The organism is Sphingomonas pseudosanguinis (assembly GCF_014196255.1).
Lineage (GTDB): Bacteria > Pseudomonadota > Alphaproteobacteria > Sphingomonadales > Sphingomonadaceae > Sphingomonas > Sphingomonas pseudosanguinis.
In genome coordinates this window covers 1-20763 of the sequence record NZ_JACIDH010000010.1, presented here as the reverse complement: position 1 = coordinate 20763, position 20763 = coordinate 1, and the positions used below count along the sequence as shown (strand labels likewise).

The following is a 20763-nucleotide window of genomic DNA, read 5'->3' as shown; positions in this document are numbered from 1 at the left end:
ACCCGTTTGGCGTTCCATAGCGCCGCCGTTCCCGCTTTGCATCAAGGATGCCCATGACGCCGCTCCCCGTCGCGCTTCGCACCGCACTCCTCGCCTCGGCCGCGCTGCTCGCCGCCTCGGCCCCCGCTTTGGCCAGCGCCCAGCAGGCCAGCCCGGAGCCCGGCCCCGCGCCCGCCAGCCTGACCAACCGTCCGGCGACGACGCCGCTGCCCCCCTTCCCCACGACTCCGCCCAAGCTGATCGTCGCGATCTCGGTCGACCAGTTCTCGGCCGATCTGTTCGCGCAGTATCGCAACCGCTTTACCGGCGGCATGGCGCGGCTGTTGACCGGCGCTGTCTTTCCCTCAGGCTATCAGAGCCATGCCGCGACCGAGACGTGCCCGGGCCACTCGACCATCCTGACCGGCTATCGCCCCGCGCATACCGGCATCATCGCCAACAACTGGGTCGACCAATCGGTGAACCGCGCCGACAAGATCGTCTATTGCTCGGAGGACGAAAGCGTCGCGGGCAACGACCACAACAACTACACCGTCTCGGACAAGCATCTGAAGGTGCCGACGCTGGGCGAGCGGATGAAGACCGCCGACAGCCGCGTGCGCACCGTCTCGGTCGCGGGCAAGGACCGCGCCGCGGTGATGATGGGCGGCCACAAGATGGACGAGATCTGGTGGTGGGACGGCAAGACCTATGTCTCCTATGCCGGCCGCGCGGTGCCCCCGGTGGTCGAGCGCACGCGCAAGGCTGTGGCCGATCTGGTCGCCCGCCCGCAGGACGCGCTGCCGCTGCCCGGTTTCTGCAAGCCGCTCGACCGGCCGATCACCGTCGGCGGCCAGACGATCGGCACCGGCCGCTTCCAGCGCGCGGCGGGCGATCTGAAGGCGTTCCGCGTCTCGCCCGCCGCCGACGCGGCGGTGCTGGCGATGGCGGCGGGCTTCGTGCAGGATATGCAGCTCGGCAAGGGGCCGGCGACCGACATCCTGTCGGTGGGCCTGTCGGCGACCGACTATATCGGCCATGCGCTGGGCACCCAAGGCACCGAGATGTGTATCCAGATGGCCGAGCTCGACCGTTCGCTGGCGGGCTTCTTCGAGGTGCTCGACCAGACCGGCGTGGACTATGAGGTGATGCTGACCGCCGACCACGGCGCGCATGACATGACCGAACGGCAGCAGATCCGCGCCATGCCGATGGAAAGCCATGTCGCGCCCGAGGCCAAGACCAAGGCGATGGCCGCCGCGATCGCGCGCGACCTGGGCCTGTCCAACACGCCGCCGATCATGATGAGCGCGGAAGGCGACATCTATATCAACCGCGACCTGCCCGCCGCGACGCGCGCCAAGGTGCTGGCCGAGGCGAAGCGCCGGTTCGAGGCATTGCCACAGGTCGCCGCCGCGCTGACCCGTGACGAGATCGCCGCGACGCCCTGGCCGACCACGCCGCCCGAGACCTGGACGTTGAAGGAAAAGGCGCGATCCTCCTATGATCCCACGCGTTCGGGCGATCTGCTGATCCTGCTCAACCCGCGCGTGACGACGATCGAGGAGCCGACGCCGGGCTATGTCGAGACGCATGGCTCGCCCTGGGACTATGACCGCCGCGTGCCGATCCTGTTCTGGCGCAAGGGGATGGCCGGCTTCGAACAGCCGCTGTCGGTCGAGACGGTCGACATCGCGCCCACGCTGGCCGCGACGATCGGCCTGCCGATGACGGGCGTCGACGGGCGCTGTCTGGACCTAGACCCGGGTGTCGCGGATACGTGTAAGCGGTGATCATATCCTCCCCGGCACGGGGAGGTGGCAGCGCGCAGCGCTGACGGAGGGGGGCTTCCTCTAGGGAACAGCCCAGCGGCGATCCCCCTCCACCGCTGTGCGAGCGGTCCCCCTCCCCGTGCCGGGGAGGATTTTAAGGCCGGTCCACCCGGTACTGGATCGGCTTGAACGACCCGCCATTCGACGCCGGCGCCGAACAGGCGGTCAGCCCGATCACCAGATCCATCTGCGCGACGAAGCGGATACGATCCCCCGGCCCGCTCAGCGGCGGCAGGACTTCCAGCTTGCCGGTCTCGCCATTGACCGGCACGTTCATGAAGCAGTTGAACGCCACCGGTATCCGGTCGGGCACGACGCCGTAAGGCGCGAGCGCGGCGGCGAGGTTGCCGAAGCACCCCCGATGGCGCGGCAGATCGGGATAGAAATGGTCGAACGTATCGACCGAGCAGGGCGTCAGCAGGAAGTCATGCATGCCGACCGTGTCCTCGACGATCTCCAGCATCACCCGCGATCGGTTGGAATAGAGCTTGTGCCCCGTGGTCAGCCGGATCGTCTCGGCATAATCGAGCGTCCGGCCCGACGAGATGACCTCGTCCAGATCATCGGCATTGAATGCCAGCAGATCCGCGACCTGCCGCCCGCGCGGATCGATGACGGTCAGGCTGTCGCCCCTCGCCATGCGGAACGCGTCACCGCTGCGCGGCGGGATTTCGACGGGCTGGGCGATGCTCATGACTCCACCCCGCCCTGCTGCCCGGCATAATGAAAGGGACAGCGCCAGCCCGCCTCGACCACGCGGCCGCTATACTGGCGCGCCTCGCTGACCTCGCCGTGGCGCGCGAGCATCGGGTTGCGCGACCCCGCCAGGGCTTCGTCGCGCACCATGATCTTTTCGCGCATCGTCTCGTACTTCCCCTGCGCGCGCAGCGTCTCGAACTGGTCGTGCAGGTTGAAGATCATCGCGGGCCGGGGAAAGCGGCGCGCCGGGCGGCTGGCATGCGGATGCAACCCGACAACGAAGAACGCCTCGCCGCCAAAGGACAGCGAGAAATGCGGGTCCTCCGGATTGGGGCTGACGCGCGGGTCCCAATCCTGGCCCAGCCAGACATCCTTGTCCGACAGCGACTGGATACGCGCCCAGACCGCGCGCTCGAACGCCGCTTCGTCGAGTTCGGTCGGGCCGGCGAAGACCACCGCCAAGCTGCGGAACAGTTGCGGCTCGGCGCGATACTGTTCGGCGAAACGGCGAAGCGTGTCGTGGATGCGCAGGTCGTCCCAGGCGCTGGCGATGTCGCGCGCGCCCAGGATTTCCATCGCGCCGCGCGCCATCGCCGACTTCGCGCCGACGCATGGAAAGTCCGCCGCCGCGATATGGGCGCGCAGAAGATCTGCCGATTCCCCCTCGCTGGGGTCATGCGCGGGAAAGAGACTGCTGACGGTATCTGACATGGGATGCCCCAACGCCGCCTCGACGATGGTCGTTCCTAAAACCAACATCGATCAATCAGTTATAGCATATTTTGATGATAGTTGATGAAGATCAATGTCGCCATTGTGCAGGTGTCCGCCGCTGCTCGTAATCGGGCAGACGTGGCAGGGGTCGGGTAATCCCGCTGCGGATCAGACCGGGCTCGCCATGGAAATAACCCTGCTGCCATATCGCGCCGCTGACATAGGCCAGGTCCGCCATCCCGGCCGTCTCGACGCCTTCGACGATCACCGTACCGCCCAGCGCGTGGACCAGGCCGACGATATGGGGAAGCGCATAACAGGGATCGATCGGGCAGATCGCCCGCTTCACGAACGACCCGTCCGTTTTCACGAAGGCGGGCATCAACTCCATGAGATGCCGGATCGATATATAGCCCGTTCCGAAATCGTCGAGGGCCAGCGTCACGCCGCAGTCGCGCAGCCGTCGCGCGAAGATCACCGCGTCGGCGACATGGGTCAGCGGTTCGGTTTCGGTGATCTCGACGACCAGCCGCTGCGCCAGTCCCGGACGGGCGCGCAAATCCTCGATCACGCTGCCCCACCAGCCATGCAGATGCGCGGAATGGGCCGAGATGTTCACGCCCAGCGTCACCCCCGGATGGGCCTCCAGCTCCTCAATGACATGGGACACCATCAGCCAGTCGAAGGTCGAGGCAAGACCGGTCCGCTCCAGCGCCAGAAAGACGACGCCCGGCGACAGCGCTTCGTTGGGCTCGCTGAACCGCAACAGCGCTTCGTGATAGAGGACCTGTCCGGGATCGCGATAGTCGCGGACGGCCTGCCAGTGCGGGGCGAGCCGCCCCTCCTTCATGCAGCGAAAGAGATAGGCGACGATCTGCATGTCGCTCTTGTAGATCGCGAACCAACGTTCCTGGTGATCGACCTGGATGTCACGCGGAGAGCGATAGCGCGGCAGATTGTCGCACTGCCATGATATGACGGCATGCAGCGCCGCCCTTTCATTGGTGGCGCGTTCGATCGAGATGGGTTCGGCGGACAGGCGATAGGGCAGATCGGCCAGATGCTGGTGATCGACGAAACCCGGCCTGCGCATGTTGCAGACGATCCGGAAACGCCCGCGCGCGTCGTCCTGCGCAACCCGCAGCCCGGCATGGTGGAGCCGCATCTGGACATGGTCGATCACCTGATCCGCGACGGCCGCCCCCCAGCAAGCCTCGATCAACGCGAGATTGCTGATCTCGACGTCGTAATAGCCCTCCGGCACTTTCCCCCGACCCCTATAAGAGGCAGAACACCAAGCCCCAACTCCCCAGTGAACGCATGTGTTAAGACACCGGCGTAACTACCATGTGCTTGATAGGCTATAAAGATGGGGCAGGAGCGTTAACCTTCTTTTTTAAGAGCGATTCCTAATATCGATTGCAACTTATTTTATATATGAAGATCAATCTCGTGGTTGGGATGGTCCCGTGATCAGTCGAGATTGGGTCGCAACCAGCGCGTCGCCTGCGCCATGTCGACGCCCCGTCGGGTCGCATAATCCGCCACCTGATCCTCGCCGATTCGCGCGACGCCGAAATACTCCGCCTGGGCATGGCCGAAGTAGAAGCCGCTGACCGCCGCCGTGGGCAGCATCGCGAAGCTGTCGGTCAGTTCCAGCCCGACCGCCTCTTCCGCACCCAGCAGGTCGAACAGCGTGCGCTTGATGCTGTGCTCGGGGCATGCCGGATAGCCCGGCGCGGGGCGGATGCCGCGATATTGCTCGCGGATCAGCGCGTCGTTGGTCAGTTGCTCGCCCGCCGCATAGCCCCACAGGTCGGTGCGGACATGTGCGTGCAGCCGCTCGGCGAACGCCTCCGCCAGACGATCGGCCAGCGCTTTAAGCAGAATGTCGTTGTAATCGTCGTGATTGCTGCGGAAGCGTTCGATATGCGCGTCGATGCCGTGGATGCCGACCGCGAAGCCGCCGATCCAGTCGCCGGCGGGGTCGATGAAGTCGGCCAGACACATATTGGCGCGACCCTCGCGCTTGGCGATCTGCTGGCGCAGGAACGGGATGCGGGTGTCCTCACCCTCGGCGGTCAGGATCACGTCGTCGCCGTCGCGGCGGCACGGCCAAAGTGCGGCGACACCGCGCGCGGTCAGCCAGTTCTCAGCGATGATCGTGTCGAGCATGGCCTGCGCATCGGCATACAGCCCGCTGGCGCTCTCGCCGACGACCTCGTCGGTCAGGATGGCGGGGAAATTACCCGCCAGTTCCCAGGCGCGGAAGAACGGCGTCCAGTCGATATAGTCGCGCAGGTCGGACAGGTCCCAGTCCTGATAGACATGGACGCCCGGCTGCTTCGGATCGCCCGCCTTCAGCGCCATGTCCGCGACGAAGCCACGCGCCCGGGCTTCCTCCAGCGGCAGGAGCGCATTGGCCCCCTTCCCCTCGCGCGCCTTGCGGACGGCTTCGTAATCGGCGGCGACCTGCGCCACGTAAGGATCGCGCTGGGTATCGGACACGAGCGTCGTCGCCACGCCGACCGCGCGACTGGCGTCGAGGACATGGACCACCGGCCCCGCATAGGCGGGCGCGATGCGCAGCGCGGTGTGGACCTTGGAGGTGGTCGCGCCACCGATCAGCAGCGGCATGGTCATGCCCGCCCGCTGCATCTCCTCGCCGACCGTCACCATCTCGTCGAGCGAGGGGGTGATGAGGCCCGACAGGCCGATCATGTCGGCGTCATTCTCGTTCGCCGCTTCGATGATCTTCGACCAGGGGACCATGACGCCCAGATCGACCACCTCGAAGCCGTTGCACTGGAGCACGACGCCGACGATGTTCTTGCCGATATCGTGGACGTCGCCCTTCACGGTCGCGAGCACGATCTTGCCCTTGCCCTTGGCGCCCGGCTCCTTGGCCGCCTCGATGAAGGGCAGCAGGTGCGCGACCGCCTTCTTCATGACGCGGGCGGACTTCACCACCTGCGGCAGGAACATCTTGCCCGATCCGAACAGGTCGCCGACGACGTTCATGCCGTCCATCAGCGGCCCCTCGATCACCTCGATCGGGCGATCCATCGCCTGGCGCATTTCCTCGGTATCCTCGACGACATGCGCGTCGATGCCCTTGACCAGCGCATATTCCAGCCGCTTGCGCACATCGAAGCCGCGCCATTCGGCCGCCTGCTTCTCCGCCACCGCGTCGGTGCCCCGGAATCGCTCGGCCAGCGCCACCAGCCGCTCGCCCGCGTCCGGGTCGCGGTTGAGGACGACATCCTCGCAGGCCGTGCGCAGTTCGGGGTCGATCGTGTCATACACGTCGAGCTGCCCCGCATTGACGATCGCCATGTCCATCCCCGCCGGGATGGCGTGGTAGAGGAACACCGAATGCATCGCGCGGCGCACCGGCTCGTTGCCGCGGAAGCTGAACGACAGGTTCGACAGGCCGCCCGAGATATGAACGTGCGGGCAGCGCGCCTTGATCTCTCGGCACGCCTCGATGAAGTCGACGCCGTAATTGTTATGCTCTTCGATGCCCGTGGCGACCGCGAAGACATTGGGGTCGAAGATGATGTCCTCCGGCGGAAAGCCGATCCCCATCAGCAGGTCGTAGGCGCGCGCGCAGATCTCGACCTTGCGGTCCTTGGTGTCGGCCTGCCCGACCTCGTCGAAGGCCATGACGACCACCGCCGCGCCATACGCCATGCAGCGGCGGGCATAGTGGAGGAACGCCTCCTCGCCTTCCTTCATGCTGATCGAATTGACGATCGGCTTGCCGCTGACGCACTTCAGGCCCGCCTCGATCACGCTCCATTTCGAACTGTCGATCATGATCGGCACGCGCGCGATATCCGGCTCGGCGGCGATCAGCTTGAGGAAGGTCGTCATCGCGTATTCGGCGTCGAGCAGCCCTTCGTCCATGTTGACGTCGACCACCTGCGCGCCATTCTCGACCTGGCTGCGTGCCACCTCCACCGCGCGGGTATAGTCGCCCGCCAGGATCATCTTCTTGAACGCCGCCGAGCCGGTGACATTGGTCCGCTCGCCGACATTGACGAAATTGGTGGAGGTGTTGGTGGTCATGGTGTCTTCTCAAATCCTCCCCGCTCGCGGGGAGGGGGACCAGCCGGAGGCTGGTGGAGGGGGGTCTCCTCAAATTCTGTCGCTGGTGGATACCCCCCTCCACCAGCTTCGCTGGTCCCCCTCCCCGTGCCGGGGAGGATTGTTCAAGCCGCCATGGTGAACGGCTCCAACCCGGCGAGGCGGGTGACGACCGGCGGGGTCGGGATGGCGCGGGGTTTCATGCCCTTCACCTTTTCCGCGATCGCCTTGATATGCGCCGGGGTCGAGCCGCAGCAGCCGCCCAGCACATTGACCTGACCCTCAACCGCCCATTCGCCGACCAGTCCGGCGGTGGTCACTGGCACCTCGTCATAGGCACCCAGCTCGTTGGGCAGCCCGGCATTGGGGTAGATCATGATGAGCGTGTCGCAAATCTCGCTCAGCGTCTTCACATGCGGCCGCAGCTGCTCCGCGCCGAACGAGCAGTTCAGCCCGATGGTCAGCGGCTTGGCATGGCGCACCGCGTGCCAGAAGGCCTCGACCGTATGGCCCGACAGGTTGCGGCCCGACAGATCGGTCAGCGTCATCGACAGCATGATCGGGATGTCGCGGCCCAGCGCCTCACCCGCCTCGATCGTCGCCATGATCCCGGCCTTGGCGTTCAGCGTGTCGAATACCGTCTCGATCAGGATGAAGTCCGCCCCGCCCTCGACCAGTGCGTCAATCTGTTCGCGGTACACATCCTTCAGGAAATCGAAGTCGATCTCGCGATAACCCGGATCGTTGACGTCCGGCGACAGCGACAGCGTCTTGTTGGTCGGCCCGATCGCGCCCGCGACGAAGCGGGGGCGGCCATCCTTCGCCTGATACTCATCGGCCAGGCGGCGGGCGAGCTTGGCGCTCTCGACATTGATCTCACGTACCAGATGTTCGGCACCGTAATCGGCCTGGCTGATCCGGTTGGCGGAGAAGGTGTTGGTCTCGGCAATGTCGGCCCCCGCCTCAAAATAAGCGCGGTGGATGGACTCGGGTACCTCGGGCTTGGTCAGTGCCAGGATGTCGTTATTGCCCTTCTGGTCGTGGGCCAAACCCAGCGTCCCCGCATAGGCCGCCTCGTCCAGCTTCCAATTCTGGATCTCGGTGCCGAACGCGCCATCGGTGATCAGGATGCGCTTGGCCGCTTCGGCGAGGAATGTGTCGCGGGTCGTCATCGTCTTGCTCCTGCTCTGGCGAGCGGTTGTTTTTTTTAGGGTTGGGAAGCCTCAGGCGTCATCGCCCGTGGCCCTGCCCTCCCCCACCCCAGTTTCAGGTAAACGGTGCCCCGCACCGTTTAGGTCATGCCGGGGGCATGACCAACCTGAAACTCGCTTGCGAGAGGGGCGTGCCTGGGTCTGCCATTGACCCTCTACTTATCGTCTCCCCTCCCGCAGGCGGGAGGGGTCGGGGGAGGGAAAGCCACAGGCGACACAGCCTGCCGAACCACCCTCCCCCAACCCCCTCCCGCCTGCGGGAGGGGGCTGATCGTCACGCCGCCACGACCGCCTCGGCCTTCTTCCCCCGCACGCCCAGCAAATGGCTGATCGCATAGGCCAGCTCGGCACGGTTCAGCGTATAGAAGTGGAACCCCTTCACCCCGCCCGCATAGAGACGACGGCACATCTCGGCGGCGATGGTCGCGGCGACCAGCTGGCGCGCGCCGGGATGGTCGTCCAGCCCCTCGAACAGACGGTCCATCCAGTCGGGAATACGCGCCCCGCACATGGCGGCGAACTTGCGGGTCTGCGCGACGTTCGACACCGGAAGGATGCCCGGCACGATCTCCGCCGTAATCCCCGCCGCAGCGGCGGCATCGCGGAAGCGGAAATAGGCTTCCGGCGAGAAGAAGAACTGCGTGATCGCCCGGTTCGCCCCGGCGTCGATCTTGCGCTTGAGGTTATCGATGTCGGCCTGTTGATCGGCCGAGTCCGGATGGCATTCGGGATAGGCCGCGACCGAAATCTCGAAGGGGTGCAGCTTCTTCAGGCCAGCGACCAGATCGGCGGCATTTTCATAACCGCCCGGATGGCTGACGAAACGCGCCCCCTCGGCGGGCGGATCGCCGCGCAGTGCCACGATATGCCGCACGCCCGCCGCCCAATATTCCTGCGCGACCTGATCGATCTCCTCGCGGGTCGCCTCGACGCAGGTCAGGTGCGCGGCGGCGTCCATCGTCGTCTCACGCTGGATGCGCGCGACGGTGGCGTGGGTGCGCTCACGCGTCGAGCCACCCGCGCCGTACGTGACCGAGACGAAGCGCGGGTCGAGCGGCTCCAGCGTGCGGATCGCGTCCCAGAGCTGCGCGTCCATCTTCTCCGTCTTGGGCGGGAAGAATTCAAAGCTCACCGCGATATCGCCGCCGACATCGGCGAACAGCGGTTCCTCATGCGCCAACGCGGCCTCGGCCCGCGTCAGGATCGTGTTCGTCATGCCGCCCTCACCCTATTCGTCTCGACGGGCCGAAGCCCCTTCTTCACACCCAGCCAGAGTTTGACGGTCAGTTCGCCGCCCTCCAGCGTCCTGGTCTCGGCCAACGTCAGCCCGGCGGGACCGAACCAGCTGGCCATCTGCTCATCGGCAAAGCCCAGACGGCTATGCGCCGCCTTTTGCCGCAATTCCTCACGATCATGCGGTGCGAAGTCCGCGATCAACAGCCGCCCGCCCGGCCCCAATACCCGCGCCGCCTCGGCGATCGCCGCCCCCGGCTGCTGCGCGAAGTGGAGGACATGGTGCAGGATCGCGATATCCGCCGCGCCGTCGCCCATGGGCAGCGCATAGAGGTCCGCCTGCCGCAATTCGGTATTGGCGCGCCCGTGCAGCTTGGCACGTGCCAGCCGCAGCATCTCCGACGAACGATCGATGCCCAGCGCCGAGTCCGCCCGGTCGCCGAACAGCTCCAGCATTCGCCCGGTGCCCGTGCCGATATCGATCAGCGCACCCAGATCACCTTCGCCGATCAGGCTCGCCATCGCCTCCTCGATCTCGCTGTCGGCGACATGAAGCGAGCGGATCGCATCCCACTCGCCCGCATGATCCTCGAACCAGGCGGCCGCGCTCGCCGCCCGGTCGGCGCGCACCGCCGCCAGCCGCGCGACATCGGCCACGACCCAGGGATCGGGCGTGTCGGCGGTCCAGCGGTCCAGCGCGGCCGTCATCGGCTCCACCGCCTCACGGTCGCCCAGCGCGACGAAGACCCAGCTGCCTTCTTTGCGCCGCTCGGCCAGTTCGGCGTCGACCAGGATCTTCACATGGCGGCTGACGCGCGGCTGGCTCTGACCCAGCACCTGCGCCAGTTCGCCGACGGACAGCTCCATCGAGCGGAGCAGCGCCAATATGCGCAGCCGCGTCGGATCGCCCAGAGCGCGAAAGATTTCGAGCGCGTTCGCCATGGATCATGATATAAAGATATCTTTATATGCGGTCAACGGAGCGAACAGATTTCGGCCGGCACGGACCCGAAACGGATAATCTGCGTTGGCACGCCGATCATATGTTTGAAACGGGAGTGTTTGCCATGAAGAAGGCCCTGATCCTCGCCCTGACCGGTGCCGCCGCATTGTCGCTGACCGCGTGCAGCGAGAATGCCCAGCAGCAGACCGAGCAGGCCGCCGACGCCATCGGCTCGGACGTGAAGGCGACGACGCAGAATGCCGCCGACGATGTCCAGGCCGCGACCGCGCGTGCGCTGAATTCGGCCGAGAACACCATGGACCGCGCCGGCGACAAGCTGGACCGCGCTGGCGACCGCGCCGCCGCCCAGGCCGACCGCGCCGGCGACAATCTCGACCGCAATCTCAACCGTGCGGGCGACAAGATCGAGCAGGGTGCCGACAATGCCCGTCAGGCGACCGGCAACGCCCTGGTCCGCGCGGGCGAAGACGTCCGCCGCTGATCGCGACGTCAACGTAGAAAGGGCCGGCCGTGGCGTATCACGGCCGGCCCCTTTTTATGCCCGCGATCGGCGCTTACAGCGCCAGATCGGGATGCCGGTTGGGGCTGACCCGCGTCGCCTCGGGGCGCGGCGCCTCGGTGGTGGCGGGCGACGAGACCGGTGGCGGCGCCATCGTCAGCTGCAAGGTTTCCGCCGTCGCCTGCCATTCATGCGCCAGCAGGTCGCGATCCTCGTTCAGCGCCGTGCCATAGCTCGGCACGATCTCGCGGATCTTCGCCTGCCAGGCCGGCGTCGCCAACCGATCGGGGAAGACCTTCTTGATCAGGTTCAGCATGATCGACGGTGCGGTCGATGCGCCCGGCGAGGCACCCAGCAGCGCGGCGATCGATCCGTCCTTCGACGCGACGATCTCGGTGCCCAGCTTCAGCACGCCGCCCTTGTCCGGATCGCGCTTGATGATCTGGACGCGCTGCCCCGCCTGCCACAGCCGCCAGTCGCCGTCCTTGGCATTGGGGAAATATTCCCGCAGCGCGTTCATCCGGTCTTCCTGGCTCATCATCAGCTGGCCGGCGAGATATTCGACCAGCTGAAACTCGTTCCACCCGACCGACAGCATCGGCCGGAAATTGTCGAGCGTCACCGACTTGGGCAGGTCGAAGTACGAGCCTTCCTTCAGGAACTTGGTCGAGAAGGTGGCGAACGGCCCGAACAGCAGCACCTGCTTGCCGTTCAGATAGCGGGTGTCGAGATGCGGGACCGACATGGGCGGCGATCCCGTCGCGGCCTTGCCATAGACCTTGGCGAGATGACGCCGCGCGATGGCGGGGTTCTCGGTCACCAGGAACGAGCCGCCGACCGGGAAGCCGGCATAGTCGTCCCCTTCGGGGATACCCGACTTTTGCAGGATGGGCAGCGCACCGCCACCCGCCCCGCCGAAGACGAAGCGCGCGGTGATGATCCGCTTGTCGCCCGTCTTCATGTCGCGCGCGGTCACCCGCCAGGTGCCGTCCGCATTGCGTTCCAGCGAGCGGACCTCATGCCCCGTGGTCAGCGTCACGCCGGGCTGGCCCTGGAGCGAACGGATATATTGGCGGGTCACCTCGCCCCATTCGCAATCGGTGCCGAGCGTCGAGCGGGTCGCAGCCAGCTTCTGCCCGCCCTTGCGCCCTTCCATCATCAGCGGCACCCACTGCGCGATCTGGCGCGGGTCGGTGGTGAACTCCATGCCGGAGAAGAGCGGGCTGGCGAGCAGCGCGGCGTGACGCTTTTGCAGGAAAGCGACATTCTCATCGCCCCACACCAGGTTCATGTGCGGGGTAGAATTGATGAAGCTGCGCGGGTTCTTGAGCACGCCGGTGCGCAGCTGATGGCTCATGAACTGGCGCGTGACCTGGAACTGCTCGTTGATCTCGATCGCCTTCTTGATCTCGACCCGCCCGTCGGCCTCGTTGACCGGGGTATAGTTCAGCTCGCACAGTGCCGAGTGACCGGTGCCGGCATTGTTCCAGCCATTGGAGCTTTCCTCGGCCACCTTGTCCAGCCGCTCGACCATCTCGATCGTCCAGCCCGGCTCCAGCTCGCGCAGCAGGACGCCCAGCGTCGCGCTCATGATGCCGCCACCGATCAGCAACACGTCGACCTTGTGCTCGGATGCCGCGGCCTCGGCGACGAACGGCGCGACCGACGCGGTGCCCGCCGCCAGCGCGGAGCCCATCATGGCCCGCCGGGTGATCCCGCCCTGGCCGATAGCTTCGGGAGCACGCGCGCGGCCCCGCTGGTTTCGATCGTCATTCCGCATGTTCGACGCCTTCTCGGTTGAGGTCATCCGCACTGTCGGCAACCATGGTCGCGACGAACGGCATGACCGCGATGTCCAAAAACGGGGGCAGCCCTTCCACCAGCCGCAATCGCGCGCGGAAAAGCGGCCACAACCGGCCTTCCGATCCTCACCCTAAAATTCGACTTCCTATACCTGCCACCCGCATACCCGACTCCTGTCGCCGGTCCATGCTGGCCAAATGCGCTGTTCGACGGCTTTGCCGGGACAGTCAACAGGACGGCCCCGCCCCTTGCACGCACACTTATAGATAACGCATCGCAATATCTGCAATGCTGTCGACCTTGTGCAATTTTCCGCTCATCGCTTGGCACGATCGGGGGATGGTTGGTCGGCAAACCGCTCAAAAAGCCGCCCGTACCCGGCTTGCGTGGCCAAATTTATTGTCCTACAAATCCCGCATAAAAATTTCAGGAGAGGCCGTGCCCGCCGTGCCATCAGACGTTACGCCCGCCTATCTTGCGATCGACTGGGGTACGACCAACCGCCGAATCTATGTGATCGCCGACGACGGCACGATGCTCGACACCGTGCGCGACGATCGCGGCGTGCTCGCGATGGCGGCGGGGGATTACCCGGCGGAGATCGCCGCGATCCGCGATCGGCTGGGCGACCTGCCCATTATCGCGGCAGGCATGGTCGGCTCGACACGCGGCTGGCACGAGGCGGCCTATGTCCCCGCCCCCGCCGATCTCGCGATGCTGGCGGGCGCCGCCACCCATATCGCCGAGCAGCGCGTCACCATCGTCCCCGGCGTCTCGCTGCTGACCGATACCCGCGCCGATGTGATGCGCGGCGAAGAGGTGCAGGTGCTGGGCGCGATCGCCGCGGGCCTCGCCCCGGCCGACGCGCTGTTCGCGCAGCCGGGCACGCACAACAAGTGGGTCCATAGCCGGGACGGCCGCATCACCGACTTCGCGACGACCATGACCGGCGAGCTGTTCGCGCTGGTCAAGGGGCATGGCATCTTGGCCGGCATGCTCGACGGGCCGGTGGCGGACGGCGCGGCCTTTCGCGACGGCCTGACGCGCGGGTTCGGCGCATGCGACCTGACGGCGGCGCTGTTCGGCGTGCGCGCCTCGGTCCTGCTCGGGCGGATCGCGCCGCATGACGCCGCCGCCTATGCCAGCGGGCTGCTGATCGGCAACGACATCGGCGCGGTGCCCGATATGGCGGGGCGGACCGTCCATCTCCTGTCCGGTGGCCTGCTCGCCGACCTCTACACCGTCGGGATCGAGGCACGCGGCGGCCGCGTCGTCGCGCTCGACAGCCATGCCGGCTTCCTCGCCGGTCTTCACGCCATTCGGGAGCATTTGTCATGACCGACCCCGCCCAGAGTTTCGCCAAGGCCTTCGCCGCCTGCCCCCTCGTCGCCATCCTGCGCGGCCTGACTCCCGCCGAGGCGATCCCCGTCGCCGATGCGCTGGTCGAGGCGGGCTTCACCCTGATCGAGGTGCCGCTCAATTCGCCCGATCCCTATGACAGCATCACCGCGATCACCGCCCATGTCGGCGACCGGGCGATCGTAGGCGCCGGCACCGTCCTGACCACTGAACAGGTCGACCGGGTGAAGGCGGCGGGCGGCCGCCTGATCGTCTCGCCCAACACCGATACGGACGTGATTGCACATAGCGTGGCGCAAGGCCTGATCTCGCTGCCCGGCTATTTCACCCCGTCCGAGGCGTTCGCCGCACTGAAGGCCGGCGCGCATGGCCTGAAGCTGTTCCCGGCCGAAGGCGCCTCGCCCACCTTCCTCAAGGCGCAGCGCGCGGTCCTGCCGCGCGACGTCCCGGTGCTGGCGGTCGGCGGGGTCACCCCCGACAACATGGCCGAGTGGCGCGCGCACGGCGCGGACGGCTTTGGCCTGGGCTCCAATCTCTATCGCGCGGGCAAGCCGGCGGCGGATGTCGCCGTGTCGGCGCGCGCTTATGTCGAAAAGGCACGCTGATACCGATGACCGACACGATCCGTCTCGCGCTGGTCGGCATGGGCAAGATCGCCCATGACCAGCATGTCCCCGCCATCGCGGGGAACCCGGCCTTCGAGCTGGTCGCGACCGTCAGCCGCTCCCCCAACGGGGTCGAGGGCGTGCCGCACTTCCACGACATCGACGAACTGGCCAAGAGCGACATCGCCGTCGATGCGGTGGCGCTGTGCACCCCGCCGCAGGTCCGCCACGCCATCGCCGCCGCCGCGCTGGAGAATAACTGGCACGTCTTCCTCGAAAAGCCGCCGGGCGCGACGCTGGCCGAAGTGGCGGTGCTGGAGGAGCTGGCGGCCAAAGCGAACGTCACCCTCTTCGCCAGCTGGCACTCGCGTTACGCGCTGGGCGTCGAGCCGGCGCGCGAATGGCTGTCGGCCCGCAAGGTCACGTCCGCCGCGATCACCTGGCGCGAGGATGTGCGCCAATGGCATCCGGGCCAGGCCTGGATTTGGGAAGCGGGCGGCTTCGGGGTGTTCGATCCGGGCATTAACGCGCTGTCGATCGCGACGCACATCATGCCGCAGCCTTTCTTCATCGAGCAGGCGACGCTCGACTTCCCCGCCAATCGCGACGCGCCGATCGCTGCCGATGTCGCCTTCCGCACGACGGACGGCAGGCCGGTGACGCTCGACCTCGACTGGCGACAGGAAGGCCATCAGAGTTGGGACATCGTCGTCGAGACGACCGACGGCACGCTGAAGCTGGCCGAGGGCGGCGCGGTACTGACCCTGCCCGACGGCTCGACGCCGCATCATGAGGAAGGGCTGCACGGCGAGTATCCGGGGCTGTACGCGCGGTTCGCCGAATTGGTGCAGGGTGGCCGCTCGGACGTCGACATCGCGCCGCTGCGCCACGTCGCCGACGCCTTCATGCGCGGCAAGCGGCGTGAGGTGGAAGACTTCGTGGAGTAATTCCCTGGGCCTTCGACTTCGCTCAGGCTGAACAAATTTGGGAATGGTACCAGCCTCCGTTCGCACTGAGCGACGTCGAAGTGCACGCCAACCCCAGCGAAAAAGAAGGCCGGTTGTCCAACAGGACGACCGGCCTTTTCGCATCGGAAACGGGACACCGAAGCGCCCCGCTCCTATCGTCAGAAGTTGATCGTCGTCCCGATCGCGATCTGACGGCCCAGCGCGTCGTAACGCTGCGGCGCGGTGTTGCTGCGCGACAGGGCGACCTGATACGAGTTCGGGATGATCGGCGGCGTCTTGTCGAACACGTTGTTCGCGATGATCCGGAAGGCGAACCGGCGTGCGACATTCCACGTCAGCGCCAGGTCGAAGAAGCTCTGCGGCGCGATGCGGGCGAACGTGTTCTGGAACCGCTCGGGCGTGCCGCCGATATCGGCATTGCCCGAATTGTTCGCGGTGGTCAGCGAGCCGGTATAGCGCCAGTTGAACGAGGCGTTGAACGTCCGGTCGGGCGTGGTCCAAGTGGTGCGCAGCGTATGCGCCCATTTCGGGACCAGCTGGCCGCACGAGATGCCGTTCGAGAAGTAGCCCGCGCAGTTATACTGGCTGCGCAGCGGCGAGTCCTGGCCACCGGCCAGCGTCGACAGCGAGCCGTTGAAGCTCCAGTCGAAGCGCCCCGCCTTGTTCAGGTCGAGCGAATACTGCCCCTGGAAGTCCCAGCCATAGGCCAGCGTGCGGTAATAGTTGGTCGTCCCCTGCCGCACGAAGCCCGACGACGGATTGCCCGCCGGCGCATTGCCGATCGACCCGGTGGTCGGATCGCGGACGATGCCGTTGCAGAAGAACGGGTCGCCATTCGACGCCAGACAGCCCTGCAGATAATAATCCGCGCCGTTATAGCCCAGCGAGTTGACGATCCGCACCTGATAGCGGTCGGCCGAGAAGACCAGACCCGGAATGAAGCTGGGCTTCACCACCAGACCATAGGTCAGCGTATAGGCGGTTTCCGGATCGGCGGTGAAGCCGCCCGAACGCACGGTGCAGCCCTCGGTCGGGCACAGCAGCGAGGCGCTGCCGTACAGATTGTCCGCCAGCCCCGTCTTCGAACACAGCTCGCGCGAGCCGATCGGCGCGGTGGTGACCGTGCCGTCCGCCTGGGTGCGCGAAAACCGGTGCGCAGAAATCGGTCAGCGTCGTGTTGCGACCGAAATTGACCTGCGTCGCCTGCCGGATCTCGATCACCGTCGGTGCACGCTGCGCCTTGTTGTACGAGGCGCGGAAGGTCAGGTCGGCGACCGGCGCGTACAGACCCTCGATCTTCCAGGTCGAGAAGGTCTTGGGGTTCGAACTGTACTTCGACACGCGGAAGCCGCCATTGGTCTGCAGCAGATGCGCGAACGGCTTGTTCTGGATCAGCGGCGCCTGGAGCTCGATATTCGATTCCCAGACATCCTGGCTCAGCCGCGCGTCCTGCTCGCCGAACTGGTCGACGAAGCCAGCGTCGGCGGTCGAGATCAGGCGATCCTTGCGATATTCGGTGCCCAGCGACACGGCCAGGCCGTCATCCGCCCAAGGCGTCTTGATGCCATAGCCGGTCAGGTCGCCATTGACGACCGCGATGGCGTCGAACAGCTGGGTGACCGTGCGGCGCTGCCCGGTCGCGCCGTCCGAGAACAGATAGTTGGTCAGCGCGGTGCTGCCCGATCCGGCGCGGAACGCGTCGAAGGGGACGCAGGATGGATCGGTGCCGTTCACGACCGAGCGGCAGGTGGCCACGCCGTTGACGTTGACGACATCGAGCGCACGGTTGACGCGGTCGTTCTGCGACGTCGGCCCGAGATACCAGTCCTGCTGGTTGCGGGCATAGACGCCGCCGACATCATAGGACCAGGCCTCGCCGATCTTGCCGCGCACGCCGCCGGTGGCGCGGAAGCCCATATTGACGAAGCGGTCGGCCTGCGACGGCTGTCCGTCGAAGCGATAGCGCACGTCGAGCGGCACATAGCCGGTGGCGCCGGTGCAGCCCAGCGCCCCCGCTTGGCCCGCCGACAGGAAGGGGTTGTCGCAATTCACCTGATAGGGCGTCGTGCCCGCAACGGTGTACGAATAGACGCGACGCGGCGTCGGGTTTTCGGAGGTGTCGCGGAACCAGATGCCGTCGCCGTAAATCTCGGCCTCGGGCGCGATCTTGAAGTTGACGAAGCCGCCCGCCGTGTAGCGCTCATTGGCGCGCTGGAAGGACACGTCGTCATAGGGGTTGGCGGCCAGACCCGCCCCCGGACCGAAGGGCACGAAGCTGCGCGTGCCATCGGGATTGTTGACATATTGCGCGTTGGCATTCGGCCCCGACGTGGGCGAGACGAAGCCGCTCCGCGAATAGGTCGACAGCGGCGAGCACGACAGCGCCGAGTCCTTCGACAACTGCGCGATCGGGCAGGCGGCGTAGGAGCGCGCGCCGTTGCGCACGAGATCGGCCTGGCGATAGTTGAAGAAGCCCGAGATATTCAGCCGGTCGTCGAGCAGCTTCTTGCCCGCCGTCACCGTGATGTCCGAACGACCGCCGTCATTGGTCAGGCCACGCGGGCTGCTGAACCCGGCGGCGTTGGCGATCGGCGTGACCAGGTTACTGGTGTTGTTGTGGTTGTAGAAATTGTAATTGCCGTCGACACGCAGGCCCTCGAAATCCTTGCGCAGGACGAAGTTGACCACGCCCGAAATGGCGTCCGAGCCATAGACCGACGACGCGCCGCCCGACAGGACGTCGACACGCTCGAGCAGGCTGGCGGGGATGATACCGGTGTCCTGGCCGTTCTGGGTGCCCAGACGCTTGCCGTCGACCAGCACCAGCGTGCGCTCAAAGCCCAGGCTGCGCAGCTTGATCCGCTGGCGGCCGTCGGAATCGGCATAGTTGGACTGGGCGTCGGGGGCGACCTGCGGCAGGCGGTTCAGCACCTCCTCGACGTTCAGCGGCGCCTGCGCCTGGATGTCCTGGCGCGTGACCGAGGTGATCGGCGCGGCGGAGGCCAGATTGGGGCGGCTGATCCGGGTGCCGGTCACGATGACCTCGCCCCCGCTGGAGGCCTGCGGCGTGCCGGTGATCGCGGCGGAGCGGGTGGCGGCGGCGTTCGCGCTGATCGACGCGTCGCGATCCTGATCGGTGCCACCTTGCGCGGCGGCGTCCTGGGTATCCGTCGGGCCGACCTGCTGCGCGAAGGCGGGTGCCGCGAACATCATGGTCGCGGCCGAAAGCGCCAACCAGGATGCGGATTGATGGATCTTCATAAATCTCCCCTTTGCCCCGAATGATCTCGTGTCGGGCTTAGGGAAAAAGACAAATCAGTTACGTTAATAGGTCAATACCTAAACCATACCTATTTGCAGCCAAGGCATACATTGCCGGCCGACGTGACCAAAAAGTCACATCAACAAACGATTTCAATATCTTGGATCATAATAGCGATCGCCAGCGGAGACCACCCAGCGCAAAGAGCGCCGGTCAGCGACGAACAGCAAATCGGATTGGTTCGCAATCGGTCTATGCCCCGCTTGCGCTTGGCCCAGCGTGGCCGCACTATCGGCGTCGAACAGCAATATCGCAGTCGGGACATGACGGGATGATGAACGGGACGAAGGATGGGCGGCGGGCATTCCTACGCGGGGCGGGTATCGTGGCGGGGCTGGCGGCGGCGCCGGGCCGCGTCTTCGCACAGGCCGCCGCCCCACGCGCGACGATCCTGTCGACCTGGGACTTCGGCGCGCCGGCCAATGACGCCGCCTTCGCCGCCGGCCGCGCGGGCGGCTCGCTGATCGACATGGTGGAGGCGGGCGTGAAGGTGCCCGAGGCCGATCCGAACAACCACTCGGTCGGCTATAGCGGCTATCCCGACCGCGACGGGCATGTGACGCTCGACGCCGTGATCATGGACGATGCCGGCGGCGTCGGCGCGGTCGCCGCGCTGGAGGATACGGTCCACGCCATCTCGGTCGCGCGCGCGGTGATGGAGCATACGCCGCACACCTTCCTGGTCGGCGAGGGCGCGACGCGCTTCGCCCGCGACCGGGGCTTCCCCCGCGTCAACCTGCTGACACCCGAGGCGGAAAAGGCGTGGCGCGAGTGGATGAAGGCGCAGAATTATCGGCCGGTCGCCAATAGCGAGACGGGCACCTATGGCGCGGGTCGCCCCGGCACGCCCGGCGGCGCGCTCGACCATGACACGATCGGCATGCTCGCGCGCGATGCCAAGGGGCGGATGGCGGGTGCCTGCACGACCTCCGGCATGGCGTTCAAGCTGCGCGGACGGGTCGGCGACTCGCCGCAGGTCGGCTCGGGGCTCTATGTCGAGCGTGGGGTCGGCGGCGCGACCTCGACCGGGCTGGGCGAGGAGGTGACGCGGGTATGCGGCACGGCCCGCGTCGTCGCCTCGATGCGCGGCGGCATGGCCCCGCAGGCGGCGTGCGAGGAGGCGGCCAGGCACATCGCCGCCCTGCGTGGCGACGCGATCAAGGGGGTGCAGGTCGGCTTCCTGGCGATGGACCCGGCCGGGCGGATCGGAGCCTTCTGCCTGTTGCCGGGCTTCACCTATGCGGTGACCGATGCCGTCGGGCGCACGCGAGTGGAAAAGGCCCCGTCGCTGTTCAAGGCATAAGAGGGCGAGCAGCGACTTCCCTCGTAAGCGATGATACCCCTCCACCAGCTTCGCTGGTCCCCCTCCCCTTGCAGGGGGACTGTTCACTGTGGCTGCTTTTCGGGTTCTTCTTCGTTCTGGTGATTTGGGACAGGGAGGATGGCATGCGATGTCCGGTGTGTGAGGGAACGGACCTGATCAAGC

The 20763-nt window shown here is 66.4% G+C and carries 16 protein-coding genes; 6 read left to right on the top strand and 10 right to left on the bottom strand.

Annotated elements, in window-relative coordinates:
• Positions 1-53: 53 nt before the first annotated feature.
• Entirely contained in the window at positions 54-1772 is a 1719-nt protein-coding gene (locus GGR48_RS11495; protein WP_183952038.1) for an alkaline phosphatase family protein, read from the top strand.
• 133 nt (positions 1773-1905) lie between these two features.
• Here the strand turns inward: GGR48_RS11495 and GGR48_RS11490 are convergent, their stop codons facing one another.
• The 7 genes from GGR48_RS11490 to GGR48_RS11460 all read right to left on the bottom strand — a co-directional run bounded on the left by GGR48_RS11490 (position 1906) and on the right by GGR48_RS11460 (position 10699).
• Entirely contained in the window at positions 1906-2505 is a 600-nt protein-coding gene (locus tag GGR48_RS11490) for a DUF1989 domain-containing protein (RefSeq protein WP_183952037.1), read from the bottom strand.
• The gene (gene gntA, locus GGR48_RS11485; RefSeq protein WP_183952036.1) at positions 2502-3221 is read right to left on the bottom strand and encodes a guanitoxin biosynthesis heme-dependent pre-guanitoxin N-hydroxylase GntA; all 720 of its coding nucleotides are present in this window, start codon (positions 3219-3221) and stop codon (positions 2502-2504) included. The genes GGR48_RS11490 and gntA overlap by 4 nt, the downstream gene beginning before the upstream one ends.
• Before the next feature lie 91 nt (positions 3222-3312).
• A complete protein-coding gene (locus tag GGR48_RS18400; RefSeq protein ID WP_183952035.1) occupies positions 3313-4488 on the bottom strand; it encodes an EAL domain-containing protein in 1176 nt (391 codons plus the stop codon).
• 209 nt (positions 4489-4697) lie between these two features.
• Positions 4698-7295 (bottom strand): methionine synthase, encoded by a 2598-nt coding sequence (metH, locus tag GGR48_RS11475; RefSeq protein WP_183952034.1) that lies wholly within the window; start codon positions 7293-7295, stop codon positions 4698-4700.
• Between the two features lie 143 nt (positions 7296-7438).
• Positions 7439-8485: a homocysteine S-methyltransferase family protein gene (locus tag GGR48_RS11470; protein ID WP_183952033.1), complete on the bottom strand. Its 1047-nt coding sequence runs from the start codon at positions 8483-8485 to the stop codon at positions 7439-7441.
• Between the two features lie 313 nt (positions 8486-8798).
• Positions 8799-9740, bottom strand: coding sequence for a methylenetetrahydrofolate reductase (metF, locus tag GGR48_RS11465; RefSeq protein WP_183952032.1), 942 nt, complete (start codon positions 9738-9740; stop codon positions 8799-8801).
• Positions 9737-10699 carry an ArsR/SmtB family transcription factor gene (locus GGR48_RS11460; RefSeq protein WP_183952031.1) on the bottom strand — a complete coding sequence of 321 codons (963 nt, stop codon included), beginning with the start codon at positions 10697-10699 and terminating at the stop codon, positions 9737-9739. The genes metF and GGR48_RS11460 overlap by 4 nt, the downstream gene beginning before the upstream one ends.
• Positions 10700-10824: 125 nt before the next feature.
• Here GGR48_RS11460 and GGR48_RS11455 point away from each other — a divergent pair, with 125 nt between their 5' ends.
• Positions 10825-11202 (top strand): hypothetical protein, encoded by a 378-nt coding sequence (locus tag GGR48_RS11455; RefSeq protein WP_221211490.1) that lies wholly within the window; start codon positions 10825-10827, stop codon positions 11200-11202.
• Between the two features lie 73 nt (positions 11203-11275).
• Here GGR48_RS11455 and mqo read toward each other — a convergent pair whose 3' ends face one another.
• The gene (gene mqo / locus GGR48_RS11450) at positions 11276-13000 is read right to left on the bottom strand and encodes a malate dehydrogenase (quinone) (RefSeq protein WP_240456124.1); all 1725 of its coding nucleotides are present in this window, start codon (positions 12998-13000) and stop codon (positions 11276-11278) included.
• Positions 12990-13133, bottom strand: coding sequence for a hypothetical protein (locus GGR48_RS11445; RefSeq protein WP_183952129.1), 144 nt, complete (start codon positions 13131-13133; stop codon positions 12990-12992). Before GGR48_RS11445 ends, mqo begins: the two co-directional genes overlap by 11 nt.
• Before the next feature lie 337 nt (positions 13134-13470).
• On the opposite strand from GGR48_RS11445, the gene GGR48_RS11440 reads away from it, so the two are divergent.
• From GGR48_RS11440 to GGR48_RS11430, 3 genes are read left to right on the top strand one after another with little or no spacing between them, the layout of a single operon-like run.
• Complete coding sequence (locus tag GGR48_RS11440) at positions 13471-14361, top strand: 2-dehydro-3-deoxygalactonokinase (RefSeq protein ID WP_183952028.1); 891 nt, start codon at positions 13471-13473, stop codon at positions 14359-14361.
• Positions 14358-14987, top strand: coding sequence for a 2-dehydro-3-deoxy-6-phosphogalactonate aldolase (locus tag GGR48_RS11435; RefSeq protein WP_183952027.1), 630 nt, complete (start codon positions 14358-14360; stop codon positions 14985-14987). The genes GGR48_RS11440 and GGR48_RS11435 overlap by 4 nt, the downstream gene beginning before the upstream one ends.
• A gap of 5 nt (positions 14988-14992) precedes the next feature.
• Positions 14993-15934 carry a Gfo/Idh/MocA family protein gene (locus tag GGR48_RS11430; RefSeq protein WP_183952026.1) on the top strand — a complete coding sequence of 314 codons (942 nt, stop codon included), beginning with the start codon at positions 14993-14995 and terminating at the stop codon, positions 15932-15934.
• A gap of 894 nt (positions 15935-16828) precedes the next feature.
• Here GGR48_RS11430 and GGR48_RS18395 read toward each other — a convergent pair.
• Positions 16829-19216: a TonB-dependent receptor plug domain-containing protein gene (locus GGR48_RS18395; RefSeq protein WP_338110529.1), complete on the bottom strand. Its 2388-nt coding sequence runs from the start codon at positions 19214-19216 to the stop codon at positions 16829-16831.
• A gap of 332 nt (positions 19217-19548) precedes the next feature.
• Between GGR48_RS18395 and GGR48_RS11420 the strand changes: the two genes are divergently transcribed.
• Positions 19549-20580, top strand: a complete 1032-nt coding sequence (locus GGR48_RS11420; protein WP_183952025.1) for a glycosylasparaginase — start codon at positions 19549-19551, stop codon at positions 20578-20580.
• Positions 20581-20763: the final 183 nt, after the last annotated feature.

Coding starts and splice junctions, on each gene's coding strand:
- GGR48_RS11435 (WP_183952027.1), top strand. CDS start 14,358: ATGACCGACCCCGCCCAGAGTTTCGCCAAGGCCTTCGCCGCCTGCCCC.
- gntA (WP_183952036.1), bottom strand. CDS start 3,221: ATGTCAGATACCGTCAGCAGTCTCTTTCCCGCGCATGACCCCAGCGAG.
- metF (WP_183952032.1), bottom strand. CDS start 9,740: ATGACGAACACGATCCTGACGCGGGCCGAGGCCGCGTTGGCGCATGAG.
- GGR48_RS18395 (WP_338110529.1), bottom strand. CDS start 19,216: ATGAAGATCCATCAATCCGCATCCTGGTTGGCGCTTTCGGCCGCGACC.
- GGR48_RS11470 (WP_183952033.1), bottom strand. CDS start 8,485: ATGACGACCCGCGACACATTCCTCGCCGAAGCGGCCAAGCGCATCCTG.
- GGR48_RS11495 (WP_183952038.1), top strand. CDS start 54: ATGACGCCGCTCCCCGTCGCGCTTCGCACCGCACTCCTCGCCTCGGCC.
- mqo (WP_240456124.1), bottom strand. CDS start 13,000: ATGCGGAATGACGATCGAAACCAGCGGGGCCGCGCGCGTGCTCCCGAA.
- GGR48_RS11455 (WP_221211490.1), top strand. CDS start 10,825: ATGAAGAAGGCCCTGATCCTCGCCCTGACCGGTGCCGCCGCATTGTCG.
- metH (WP_183952034.1), bottom strand. CDS start 7,295: ATGACCACCAACACCTCCACCAATTTCGTCAATGTCGGCGAGCGGACC.
- GGR48_RS11460 (WP_183952031.1), bottom strand. CDS start 10,699: ATGGCGAACGCGCTCGAAATCTTTCGCGCTCTGGGCGATCCGACGCGG.
- GGR48_RS11420 (WP_183952025.1), top strand. CDS start 19,549: ATGATGAACGGGACGAAGGATGGGCGGCGGGCATTCCTACGCGGGGCG.
- GGR48_RS11430 (WP_183952026.1), top strand. CDS start 14,993: ATGACCGACACGATCCGTCTCGCGCTGGTCGGCATGGGCAAGATCGCC.
- GGR48_RS11490 (WP_183952037.1), bottom strand. CDS start 2,505: ATGAGCATCGCCCAGCCCGTCGAAATCCCGCCGCGCAGCGGTGACGCG.